This is a genomic window from Oricola indica (assembly GCF_965227485.1).
Taxonomy (GTDB): Bacteria; Pseudomonadota; Alphaproteobacteria; order Rhizobiales; family Rhizobiaceae; genus Oricola; species Oricola indica.
The window spans coordinates 1,500,140-1,512,470 of sequence record NZ_OZ245747.1; the positions used below are offsets into that span (position 1 = coordinate 1,500,140).

Annotated in this window: 10 protein-coding genes; 6 read left to right on the forward strand and 4 right to left on the reverse strand. The window is 63.4% G+C overall.

Going from position 1 to position 12,331, the window contains the following annotated elements:
• The first annotated feature begins 24 nt into the window (after nt 1–24).
• The 6 genes from ACQK2M_RS07640 to ACQK2M_RS07665 are packed head-to-tail and all read left to right on the forward strand — an operon-like array spanning nt 25 to nt 7,781.
• A complete protein-coding gene (locus ACQK2M_RS07640; RefSeq protein WP_425417290.1) occupies nt 25–1,005 on the forward strand; it encodes a sugar-binding transcriptional regulator in 981 nt (326 codons plus the stop codon).
• Entirely contained in the window at nt 995–2,002 is a 1,008-nt protein-coding gene (locus tag ACQK2M_RS07645) for an aldo/keto reductase (RefSeq protein WP_425417291.1), read from the forward strand. Before ACQK2M_RS07640 ends, ACQK2M_RS07645 begins: the two co-directional genes overlap by 11 nt.
• A gap of 59 nt (nt 2,003–2,061) precedes the next feature.
• Nucleotides 2,062–3,789, forward strand: coding sequence for a glycerol-3-phosphate dehydrogenase/oxidase (locus tag ACQK2M_RS07650; RefSeq protein ID WP_425417292.1), 1,728 nt, complete (start codon nt 2,062–2,064; stop codon nt 3,787–3,789).
• The gene (locus tag ACQK2M_RS07655) at nt 3,780–4,622 is read left to right on the forward strand and encodes a class I fructose-bisphosphate aldolase (RefSeq protein ID WP_425417293.1); all 843 of its coding nucleotides are present in this window, start codon (nt 3,780–3,782) and stop codon (nt 4,620–4,622) included. The genes ACQK2M_RS07650 and ACQK2M_RS07655 overlap by 10 nt, the downstream gene beginning before the upstream one ends.
• Nucleotides 4,615–6,129: an FGGY-family carbohydrate kinase gene (locus tag ACQK2M_RS07660; RefSeq protein WP_425417294.1), complete on the forward strand. Its 1,515-nt coding sequence runs from the start codon at nt 4,615–4,617 to the stop codon at nt 6,127–6,129. Before ACQK2M_RS07655 ends, ACQK2M_RS07660 begins: the two co-directional genes overlap by 8 nt.
• Before the next feature lie 35 nt (nt 6,130–6,164).
• On the forward strand, nt 6,165–7,781 hold the full coding sequence (locus ACQK2M_RS07665; protein WP_425420003.1) for a GMC family oxidoreductase: 1,617 nt from the start codon (nt 6,165–6,167) through the stop codon (nt 7,779–7,781).
• Nucleotides 7,782–7,839: 58 nt separating this feature from the next.
• Here the strand turns inward: ACQK2M_RS07665 and ACQK2M_RS07670 are convergent, their stop codons facing one another.
• Genes ACQK2M_RS07670 through ACQK2M_RS07685 form a run of 4 tightly spaced genes read right to left on the reverse strand, consistent with a single transcriptional unit; the run spans nt 7,840 to nt 12,284 of the window.
• On the reverse strand, nt 7,840–8,748 hold the full coding sequence (locus ACQK2M_RS07670; protein ID WP_425417295.1) for an SMP-30/gluconolactonase/LRE family protein: 909 nt from the start codon (nt 8,746–8,748) through the stop codon (nt 7,840–7,842).
• A 9-nt stretch (nt 8,749–8,757) separates the two neighbouring features.
• Nucleotides 8,758–9,708, reverse strand: a complete 951-nt coding sequence (locus tag ACQK2M_RS07675; RefSeq protein WP_425417296.1) for an ABC transporter permease — start codon at nt 9,706–9,708, stop codon at nt 8,758–8,760.
• Between the two features lie 6 nt (nt 9,709–9,714).
• Entirely contained in the window at nt 9,715–10,746 is a 1,032-nt protein-coding gene (locus ACQK2M_RS07680) for an ABC transporter permease (protein ID WP_425417297.1), read from the reverse strand.
• A gap of 14 nt (nt 10,747–10,760) precedes the next feature.
• A complete protein-coding gene (locus ACQK2M_RS07685) occupies nt 10,761–12,284 on the reverse strand; it encodes a sugar ABC transporter ATP-binding protein (protein WP_425417298.1) in 1,524 nt (507 codons plus the stop codon).
• Nucleotides 12,285–12,331: the final 47 nt, after the last annotated feature.

Genomic DNA, 12,331 nt, shown 5'->3' on the forward strand with positions numbered 1-12,331 from the left:
CTGAAACCTCGATGAGTGAAAGACATGAGTGACAGCAAGGAAGATTTCGAGGCGATCCGCCAGATCCACACGGTTCTGACGCTGCACTTCATCGAGGAGATGAAGCAGTCGGACATCGCCACGCGCCTCAATCTCTCGACATCGAAGGTAAACCGGTTGATCACCCAGGGCCGGAAGCTCGGCATGGTGAAGATCGCCATCGAAAGCCCGTTCCAGCGTCTGGTCGATCTGGAAAGCGGCCTGATCGATACGACCAGCCTCGATAAGGCGGTGGTCACGCCGGCAGTGCCTGGCAATCCGGATACGAATTTGCAGCAGGTCGGCCGCGCGGCGGCGAACGGATTGCTGGAGACGATCCGCGACGGCGACGTGATCGCGATCACCGGCGGCAAGGCGGTCAGCGCGATCGTCCAGAGCCTCGCGCCAGACCGGAAGTTCAACGTCACGGTGGTGCCGCTCACTGGCGGCGTGCAAGGCAAATACTACACCGACGTGAACCATCTTGCGACACAGCTCGCCGACAAGCTCGGCGGCTCGACGATGCTGCTGCATGCGCCGCTCTTCGCCGAGAGCCGCGAGCAGCGCGACATGCTGATGCAGATGGCCTCGATCCGCGAGGTTTTTGACCTCGCGCGACGTGCGTCGGTGGCGCTTGTCGGCATCGGGTCGATCCTCGCGCCGGGGTCGAGCTATTACGACCTCCTGCCGGTGCCGAATCCGGAGCGCGAGCTTCTGGTGAGCGGCGGGGCCTGCGGCGAGTTTCTCGCCCATCTCATCCGCGACGACGGAACGGTCGCCGATTATCCGCTCAATTCGCGCCTTGTGGCGCTCAATCCGGCCGAGCTCTCGAAATGTCCTCTGACGATCGGCGTGGCGGCCGGTCCGGAGAAAGTTCAGCCCATTCGCGCGGCACTGGCCGGCGGACTGATCAATTCACTGATCGTCGACGAACTCACGGCGTCCTCGGTTCTGGACCATGTCGGAAAGGTAGAAAATGTCGCTTGAAATGCTCACCCGTCCCATCGGTTCATCGACGATCGAGGCATCTGCCGTCGGGCTTGGAACCTGGGCGATCGGAGGCTGGATGTGGGGCGGAACGGACGAGGCCAGTTCCATCGCGGCCATCCAGGCGTCGCTGGACGAGGGGATCACCTTGATCGACACCGCGCCGGCCTATGGCCAGGGATTGTCCGAGGAGATCGTCGGAAAGGCCATCAAGGGCCGCCGCGATGAAGTGGTTCTCGCCACCAAATGCGGGCTCGTCTGGCACACGCAGAAGGGCAATCACTTCTTCGACTATGACAGCGGACCGGTGCATCGCTATCTCGGCAAGGAGTCCATCGTGCACGAGGTGGAGCAGAGCCTGAAGCGGCTCGGCACCGACCATATCGATCTCTACATCACGCATTGGCAGGATCCGACGACGCCGATCGAGGAGACGGTCGAGGAGACGGTCGATGCGCTGGTCGCGCTTAAGGAGCAGGGCAAGATCCTCTCGATCGGAGCCAGCAACCTCTCGGCGGACGAGTTGCGCACCTATGCGGCGACGGGCGAGCTCGATGCGATCCAGGAGGAATATTCGATGGTCCACCGGGGTATCGAGGAGACGCTTCTGCCGATTGCCGCCGAAAACGGCATTTCGACATTGAGCTATTCGTCGCTCGCGCTCGGGCTGCTTTCCGGCAAGATGGGTCCTGACCGTACCTTTTCCGGCGACGACCTGCGCAAGGACAATCCGCGTTTTTCGCAGAGCAATCGCGAAAAGGTGGCGCGGCTGATGGCGGCGATCGACCCCGTGGCCGAAGCGCATGAGGCGACGCGCGCGCAGGTGATCATTGCATGGACACTGCAGCAGCCGGGCATCACCTTTTCGCTGTGCGGCGCGCGCAACCCGGCGCAGGCGCGGGAAAACGCCAAGGCGGGCCGTATCCGTCTCACCGATGAGGACATCACTGCGATCAGCGAGGCCGCCAAGACTGAACTGACAAACCTCGACGCCTGAACCGGACCGAAAACAAGACCTTAACGAGCACCGCCTCACGGCCGGTGAACGGAGAACCGATGCCTGAACCAAGAGACGAAAGTTTCGAAATGCTCCGCGCTGACGGGGCCTTCGACGTGATCGTCGTCGGCGGCGGCATCAACGGAATCGGTGTATTCCGCGAACTCGCCCTGCAGGGATTGCGGGTGCTTCTCGTCGAGCGCAACGACTTCTGCTCCGGCTGCAGCGCGGCGCCGTCGCGGATGATCCATGGCGGGCTGCGCTATCTTGAAAACGGCGAGTTCGACCTGGTGCGCGAGTCGCTCAACGAGCGCGACGCGCTGTTGCGCAATGCGCCGCACATGGTGCGTCCGCTGCCGACGACAATTCCGATCACGTCGGTGTTCTCGGGAATCCTGAACGGCGCGGCGGGCATTCTTGGTCTGTCGACGCGGCCGGCCAATCGCGGCGCGGTTCCGATCAAGATCGGGCTCGGGCTTTACGACTGGGTGAGCCGCAAACGGCGGCTGCTGCCGCGTCACCGCTTCCTGAGCGCACGCGAAACATTCAGGCGCTGGCCCAAGCTGACGCCCCGGTTGCGTTTTTCGGCGATTTATCACGACGCGTGGATCAGCCATCCGGAACGGCTCGGTGTAGAGCTGATCCTCGACACGCAGCGCCTGGCGCCGGGGGCGCTGGCGCTGAACCACGCGGAAATTCTGCCGGATGGCGACGCGTTTGCGGTCTCCGACCGGATAAGCGGCGAGCGGTATCGCGTCACCGCAAAGGCGGTGGTCAACGCCACCGGCGCGTGGCTCGACGATTCACTCACGGCGCTCACCGACCGGCCGGAGAGTGCGGACCGGCTGATCTCGGGCACCAAGGGCTCGCATGTGATCCTGGACAACGCGGAGCTGCATGACGCGCTGAACGGCCACATGGTGTTCTTCGACAATTCAGACGGTCGGGTCTGCATCGTGTTTCCCTATCTCGGCAAGGTGCTGGCCGGGGCGACCGACATACGCGTGGAAAAGGCTGAGCGGGTACGCTGCGAGGATGAGGAGCGCGATTATATTCTCGGTTCGCTGCGGCTCGTCTTCCCGACCATCGAGGTCACGCCGGAGCAGGCGGTCTATTCCTACAGCGGCATCCGGCCGCTGCCGAAGAGCGATCACGACTTCACGGGCCGCATCTCGCGCGGGCATTTCGTATGTCGCATCGATGCCGCTGTGCCGCATTTCTGCATGGTCGGCGGCAAGTGGACGACGTTTCGCGCCTTTGCCGAGCAGACCGCCGATGACGTTCTCGCTGCGCTCGGCCGTGACCGAAAAGAAGAAACGCTCGATCTCGCCATTGGTGGCGGGCGTGGTTTCACCGATGCTGCGGCCCTGGCGGACGATCTTTGCGGGCAATTCGGTGTTTCCGAGGCGCGCGCCACGCATCTGGTCGATAGTTACGGTACGCGCGCGGTCGAGGTCATGGAGTTTTGCGCCGGGCGCGAGGACGACCGGCCGCTTGGCGCAGGCACGGAATTGACCGCCGCCGAAATCGGCTTTCTCGTGCAGCATGAATATGCGGAGACGCTTGGCGATATCGTCATGCGGCGCACCTCGCTGGCCATCACCGGCGCTGTCGATGCTGCGCTGATCGAGGCGGTTGCCGCCGCTGCCGGCAAGGCACTCGGCTGGGACGAGGCACGCGAACGCGCGGAAATCGACGACCTCGTATCGGAACTGGAAGCCTATCATGGCGTCTCGCGCGAGACGCTGGACCGACGGACACAGGAAAGGAGCGCACCATGCGCCTGAGCACGAAAGCCCGGATGAACCGGATGTTCACGAACGGGGGATGCCTCGATGTCGCCATCGACCACGGCGTGTGCAACGAGCCGAGTTTCCTGGCCGGGCTTGAGGACATGGATCGTGTCGTCGACATGCTGATCGGTGCCAAACCGGATGCGATCCAGATGACCTACGGCCAGGCCGACCTGCTGCAGAGCCGACCGGAAAAGGACAAGCCGGCGCTGGTGATGCGCATCGACATGGGCAATCCCTATAACGATCAGCGACACCGGGTGATGTGGTCGATGCTGCAGAACCATGACGAGCCGATCATCGGCGCGCTGGAGATGGACGCGGCCTGTGTGGTCGTGAACCTGTTCATGCTGCCGGACGAGCCGGAACTGTTCCGGCAGTGCGTCGAGAATATCAGCCGGGTGCGCGCCGACTGCCACCGCTATGGCATGCCGCTGATGATCGAGCCGCTCGTTATGCTGCCGAACGACGTGCGCGGCGGCTACCAGGTCGATGGCGACGCCGAGAAGATCGTGACGCTGGTGCGGCTGGCCAGCGAGATGGGCGCCGATATCATCAAGGCCGATCCGACCGACGACCCGGACGACTTCCATCGCGTGGTCGAGGCGGCGCGCGTGCCGGTCCTAGTGCGCGGCGGCGGCAAGGATGACCTCAAGTCGGTCTTGAAGAAGTCGGCCGCGCTGATGGCGCAGGGCGCGAAGGGCATGGTCTATGGACGCAACATCTACCAGCACGACAACCCAATGGCGGTCGTCAACGCGTTGATGGCGATGATCCATCGCGGTGCGTCGGGCGAGGAAGCCTGGGATATTTACAGCCGTGGCTGATAGCGCGCGATACCTTCTGGGCTTGGACGCCGGCAACACGGTCATCAAGGCGGTGCTGTTCGATCTCGACGGGCGTCAGGTGTCGGCCTTCGCAATCGACGGGCGCTCATCGACGCCCGCGCCCGGACATGTCGAGCGTGATCTCGACGAACTGTGGCGCAATGCCGGCGAGGCGATCGGTGGGTGCATCGCGGAGGCCGGGGTCGATCCGCGACAGATTGCTGCCATCGGCTGTGCGGGCCATGGCAACGGGCTCTATTTGCTCGACCGCGAAGATCGGCCGCTGGTCGGAATCCAGTCGCTCGACACGCGGGCGGCGGAACTGGCCGCCGAACTGGCCGCCGAGCACGGCGAGACACTGCATGCGATCTGCCTGCAGACGCCCTGGCCGTCGGAGACGCCGGTATTGCTGTCATGGCTGCGGCGCAACCGGCCGGAGGTCTATGAGCGGGCCGGTACGCTTCTGATGTGCAAGGATTTCATCACGTTCAAGCTGACCGGGCGCAAGGTGAGCGATATTTCCGACATGTCCGGATGCGGTCTGATGCGCATGCCGGACGCGCGATACGACGCCGAGCTTCTGGCACTCTACGGACTGGAAGGCGCGGAGAAACTGCTGCCGCTGCCGATCGACCCGGCGGAAATCGCCGGAACGGTGACTGCCGAGGCAGCGGAGGCGACCGGGCTTGCAGTGGGAACGCCGGTTGTCGGCGGATATTTCGACGTGATTTCGAGTGCCCTCGGCTCCGGTGTGGTCGCGCCGGGCGCAGCCTCGATCATCGCTGGCACTTGGTCGATCAACCAGGTCGTGTCCAGCGAGCCGGTTGTCGATCCGTCGGTGTTCATGATCTCCGCCTTCGGGCCGGACCGATACATGAACATGGACAACAGCGCGACCTCGGCCTCAAACCTCGAATGGTATGTACGCGAACTCGTCGAGCGCGGCGGCCACCATGGCGACCCGTTCGCGCATTGCAATGCGCGTCTTGCCGAGGTGTCGCCGCGGGCGGACGATCCGTTCTTCCACCCGTATCTTTATGGTTCGTCGCTGGGCTCGGAGTACCGCGCGGGCTTCTACGGTCTGGCCGGATGGCATGGCGAAGGACATTTGCTGCGCGCCTTGTTTGAAGGCGTCGTGTTCGAGCATCGTCGGCATATCGGGGTTCTGCAGAAGGCTGGCGTCAGCTTCGATGCAGCGACCTTGTCCGGCGGTGGTTCGCGCAGTCCGCACTGGCCACAGATGTTCGCCGACTGCCTCGGCGTTCCGATCTCGGTCGCCGAGGCGCAGGAGACAGGCGCTCTGGGCGCCGCCATCGGTGCGGGGATCGGCGCGGGACTGTTCGCGGATTACGAGGAAGGTGTTGGCCGGATGACACGCGTACGGCGGGTCTTCGAGCCGGATAGTGCGATGAAGCCGCATTACGATCGCCGCTACGAGACCTATCGCGAGCTTGCCGACACGCTGGGGCACTTCTGGCGGCGTCAGCACGCTGCGCGGGAGCAGTGACAACGCCGCAGGCGGCCGCAAGGGAGGAGAACGGCATGGAGGCGCGGGACGCGACGATCGAGGGCCGGTACGACTACATCATCGTCGGGGCGGGCACTGCCGGTTGCGTGCTTGCGAACCGCCTCACCGAGGATCCGGGCACGCGGGTCCTGCTGCTGGAAGCCGGCGGCAACGACAACTATCACTGGGTGCATATCCCCGTCGGTTACCTTTATTGCATCGGCAATCCGCGCACGGACTGGATGATGAAGACGGCGGCGGAGCCGGGTCTCAACGGCCGCTCGCTTTCCTATCCGCGCGGCAAGCTGCTCGGGGGCTGCTCTTCCATCAACGGGATGATCTACATGCGTGGGCAGGCGGCCGATTACGACCGCTGGCGGCAGATGGGCAATGCCGGCTGGGGGTGGGACGATGTCCTGCCCTATTTCCTGAAGTCGGAGGATCATCACGGCGGCAAGTCCGGCTTGCATGGCGGGGGCGGCGAGTGGAAGGTGTCGCGCCAGCGGCTCACATGGGACATCCTGAAGGCGGTGCAGGCGGGGGCAGCCGAGTTCGGCATCATGCCGCGCGAGGATTTCAACGATGGCAACAACGAGGGCACGGGCTTCTTCGAGGTGAACCAGCGCGGCGGCGTCCGCTGGAACACGGCGAAGGGCTTCCTGCGTCCGGCGATGAAGCGCCCCAACCTGCGGGTCGTGACACATGCAGAAACGGAGCGCGTGCTGTTCGACGGCAAGCGCGCCATCGGTGTTGAGTTTCGTACGAGCGGCCTCCTGAGGAAGGCCATCGCGGACGCCGAAGTTCTGCTGGCCGCCGGTGCGATCAATTCACCGCGTGTCCTCGAACAGTCCGGTGTCGGGTCGCCCTCGATTTTGGCCGGGCTCGGGATCGAGCTTGTTCACGAGAATGCGGCGGTCGGCGAGAACCTGCAGGACCATCTTCAAATCCGCACCGTCTACAAGGTGCACGGCGTGAAGACGCTGAACACGCTTGTGCATTCGCCGGCGGGCAAAGCGTGGATGGCGCTGCAATATGCGTTTTCGCGCAGTGGCCCGCTGTCGATGGCGCCGAGCCAGTTCGGAATGTTCACCAAGTCCGATCCGGCAATGGAAACGCCGGATATCGAGTATCACGTGCAGCCGCTATCGACCGACAAGCTTGGCGATCCGTTGCACAGATTTCCGGCGATCACGGTCTCGGTCTGCAACCTGCGGCCGGACAGCGTTGGCTCAACGCATATCGTGAGCCGCGACATCTCCGAGCAGCCCGAAATCCGGCTCAACTACCTCTCGGCGGAGCGCGACAGGCAGGTTGCGGTCGCCTCGATCCGCCAGGCGCGCGGCGTGATGGAAGCGCGTGCGCTGGAGAAATATCAGCCGGAGGAACTGCTCCCCGGACCCGCCGTCGAATCCGATGAGGACCTGCTTCGCGAGGCCGGCAATCTCGGCACGACGATCTTCCACCCGGTGGGGACCTGCAAGATGGGTCGCGACGATCGCGCCGTCGTCGACACGGACCTGCGCGTTCACGGCCTGGATCGATTGCGCGTCGTCGATGCGTCGATCATGCCGAAGATCGTCTCCGGCAACACGGCGTCGCCCGTGGTGATGATCGCCGAGAAGGCGGCGGACATGATCCGCGGGGCTCTTTGACGGAAAAGCAGCAGTTGTCGTATCGCGGATCTGATTATTCAGGCGGGAAAGGGCACCGTCACGCAATACCTTGGGCATTACCGTAGATCGCGCGCAGCGAGGTGGTCGCGCAGATAAACAGCCGGTTGCGTTTCGGACCGCCGAAGCAGAGATTCGAGACGACTTCGTCGATCAGAATCTTGCCGAGCAGCGTGCCGTCGGGCGCGAAACAATGGACGCCGTCGCCGGCGGAGGACCAGATGTTTCCTTCCGTGTCAAAACGGAAGCCGTCGAAGAGGCCCGTGTCGCAGGTGACGAAATCCGCGCCGGTGCCAACCGACCGTCCGTCGGCGGAAAGCGGATAGCGGCGGATGACGGGGTCGCAGTCGGGGAAATGCGTGCGGCCGGTATCGGCGACGAACAAGGCGCTTTCATCGGGCGAGAAGGCGAGTCCGTTCGGCTGTTTCATGTCGTCGATGACACGCGCGATCGTTCCCTCCGGATCGATGCGGTAAACATGGCGGCCGTCCTGGTCCATCGGCGCGGCGTCGCCCTCGTAGTCGCTGTCGATTCCGTATGAAGGGTCGGTGAACCAGATCGAGCCATCGGACTTGACGATCACGTCGTTGGGGGAATTGAGTTTCTTGCCGTCGAAGGAGTCGGCCAGGACCGTACGGCTTCCATCGAATTCGTAGCGGCTGACGCAACGGCCACGATGTTCGCAGGCGATCATCCGCCCTTGGGCGTCGACGGTATGGCCATTATGATTGCGGCAGGGCTGCTCGAAGGTCGAAACCGCGCCGTTCATCTCGTCCCAGCGCATGATGCGGTCGTTGGGAATGTCCGACCAGATCAGATAGCGGCCGGCCGGAAAATAGGCGGGACCTTCCGTCCAGCGGCCGCCGGCCCACAACGTGTCCATCCCGGCATTTGCGTGAATGAGCTTTTTGAAGCGGTCGTCGCGGATATCGTAGAGTTCTGCCGGCATTGTCGTTCCTCAGGATGTGACGCGCTGGTTGCGCCCGTAGACCAGCAGCATGGCGATGATCACCGTACCATAGATGATCTGCCGGCCCGCTTCCGGCATCTGCATGATCGACAGCACGGAATTCAAAAGCACGATCAGGATGACACCGATCAGCGTGCCGATATAGCGGCCCCGGCCTCCAAGAATATGCGTGCCGCCGAGGACGACCGCGGCGATCGCCGGCAGCAGGAAGGCATTGCCCATGCCCTGATAGGCCTTGGCCGAATAGCCGGCGAGCAGAACGCCGGCGATCGAGGCGCAAAGGCCCGACACGATAAAAGCCCCCATCGTCACCAAGCGGGTGCGAATGCCAGAAAGATAGGCCGCACCCTCGCGCGAGCCGGTCGCGTAGATCGACCGTCCGAAACCGGTTCGCGTCAGCATGACGATGATGAAGACGGAGACCGCAGCCCAGACGAAAAGCGCCACGGGAATGCCGAGGAGCCTGTCCTTGGCGAGAAACAGCATCAGCGGCGTGGCGGTATCCTGCGGTGCGAAGCCGCCGGTCTGCGCGACCATAAGCCCGCGCAGCACCGTATCGACTCCCAGCGTGAAGATCATCGAGGGGATGCGCAGGAATGCGACGCCGAATCCGTTCAGCATGCCGACGGCGATACCGACCGCCAGCGCCGTGGGGAGCGCCATTTCTCCGCCGACAGCAGTCGCGGTCATAGCCGCGGCGGTGAGCGTCCAGGGGATCGACAGGTCGATATGGCCGAGCAGGATCACCATCATCATGCCGGCCGCGCAGATGCCCAGGAACGACCCGGTCTGCAATTGCTGAAGCAGGTATTTCGGCGAGAGCAGCGGCGCGGTTCCCGCTGTCGACAGGGTGTAGACCGTGCCCGCCAGAAGGATCACCACGATGAACAACGAGGCGATCAGAATGGGCTTGTTTTCGTTGGAAACGGAAATGCGCATGGCGGTCTACCTGAAGAGGTCCAGCTTGTTCTTGACCCGCAGCGTCCTGATCGCGCCGAAGGATACGGCGACCAGCAGCACGACGCCTTCGATGAGCGGCTGCAGAAGCGGGTCGATGTCGAGAATGCGGAAGTAAAAGGAGATGACGCGCAATATGCCCGCGCCGATGAGACTGCCGACGGCGGTTCCGACGCCACCGAGAAGTGACGTTCCCCCAAGCACGACGGCCGCGATCGAGTTCAGCGTGTATGCGCCGGCCTGCTGGATGTCCGCGTTTCCTGACGATGTCTGGATCGCGAGATAGAGGCCGCCGCAGGCGGCGAAGAAGCCGCCGAGCGTGAAGGCGGCGATTTTCGCGCGTTCGATCGGCAGGCCCGACATGAAGGCCGCGCCCTCCGCCGAGCCGATCGCATACACCGTCCTCCCCGTCACCGAGCGCCGGAACGGCACCCAGACCAGAATGGTGACAAGGAGGACGATGATGACGGGAACGGGGATATCCGCGAATGGCCGGATCCACCATGCATCGCCGCCGCCGGCGATCCCGTAAGTGTCGGCGAAGTCCCATACCGAGTTCGTCAGTGCCCAGCCGAGATCGCCATCCACGTCGCCACCGGGTTTCGGCCGGACAAGCAAAGCGAGGCCGATGGCGATCGCACCGGTGGCAAGCGTGGCGATGATCGGCTGAATTCGTCCATAGACGACGATCAGCCCGTTCATCAGGCCGAACGCGGCGCCCGACAGCAGCGTCACGACGATGCCGAGAAGGATCTGCGCCGGCGAACCGTTCACCAGTTCCGATGCGATACAGTTGGTCAGCGTCATCACCGCGCCGACGGACAGGTCCAGCCCGCCGAGCAATACGGGGAGTGTCTGCGCCATGGCAAGAAAAGCGATCGCCGCCGTCTCATTGGCATTTTGCACGGCAACGGCGGCGGAAAAGCCGCGTGGATGCATCATGTTGTAGGAGAGAAACAGGACCGCGAACAGCAGCAGCGCGCTCGCGAGGCCCACATTCTGGAAAAACCATCTCGTCAATCGGGCCTGATGCATCACGCCGCCTCGACGTCAATGTTGAGCGATGCCGCGACAAGGCTCTCTTCGGTAATGTCGTCGCCCTGTTTTTCGGCCACGATGCGGCCCGAATAAAGTACCGACACCCGGTCGCAGCAGCCGATCAGTTCCGCGTAATCGGACGAATAGAACAGGATCGCCTTGCCCTGGTTGGCGAGGTCTCTCATCAGCCGGTAGATCTCCTGTTTTGTCCCGACATCGATGCCGCGGGTGGGATCGTTCAGCAGGACGATGTCCGGATCGATCATGAGCCACTTGGCGATAACGACTTTCTGTTGATTGCCGCCCGACAGCGTCATGACGGGGTCGGATGCGGACCCGGCCTTGATCTGAAGCCGCGAGATTCCATCCTCGATGGCTTGTCGCGACAGCGCCGGGTCGATGAATGGTCCGCGCGATATGCGCTGGAACGACGAGGCGAGCAGGTTGTCGGCGATCGGCATGCCGAGCATCAGCCCCTCTGTCTTGCGGTCTTCCGGGACCAGCGCCACCTTTGTCGTGGCGGTCTTGGCGGCGGCCGGCGAGGAGGGGATGCCCTTCTTGCCGCCGATGACGACCTCGCCCTCGACATCGCGCAAAACGCCGAAAAGCGCCAGCAGCAGTTCCTTCTGGCCCTGGCCATCCAGCCCGCCGAGGCCGACGATCTCGCCCCGGTGCACGGTCAGGTCGATACCGTTGAGCCTGTTCTGCCAGGACAGCCCGCGGACCTTGAGAAGCGGATCGCCCAAATCTTCGGGAGCGACCGGCTTTGGCTTGGGCGGAAATTGCGCTTCGACATCGCGACCGATCATCAGTTGGACAATCTCCCGCTCGCTCTTGGCGCCTTTCGCGAAAGTTTCGATGTGCTGGCCGTTTCGGAAAACGGAAAGCGTGTCGCACAGCGCGTCCACCTCATGCATGCGGTGCGAGATGAACAGGCTGGCGACGCCACTCTCCTTCAGCTCGGCAAGCAGGTCGTAGACCGTACCGACGTCGCGTGCCGTCAACGCCGAGGTCGCCTCGTCGAGGATCAGAACTTTTGGCGATTTGCCCAGGGCCTTGGCGATCTCGACCATCTGGCGCCGCGAAAGCGAAAGCTCGCGCACCATGGCGTTGGGATCGACGTCCTCGCAGCGCACCCGCGCCAGAAGTTCCTCCGCGCGCCGAACCTGCGCGCGCCGGTCGATCAGTCCGAAGCGTCGGGGCGGACTGGAAATCGAAATGTTGTCGGCCACCGAGAGGTCCGGGACGAGCGACAATTCCTGAAACATGCAGACGATGCCGGCCTCGTTGGCGGCTTGCGGCGTCGCGAAGGCGACAGGTTTGCCTTCGAGCCGCATCTCGCCAGAATCGGGTTGCAACACCCCGGACATGATCTTGATGAGCGTGGATTTCCCGGCGCCGTTTTCGCCGAGAATGGCGTGTACGGTTCCCGGTTTGCAGGCGAAATCGACATTCTCCAACGCTCGGATACCGGCGAAGTATTTCGAAATGCCGCGATATTCGACAATGGCGTCGGTCATGCGTGCTTGATCAACCGGATCGGTGTCCGGGCCCACTTCGTATTGTT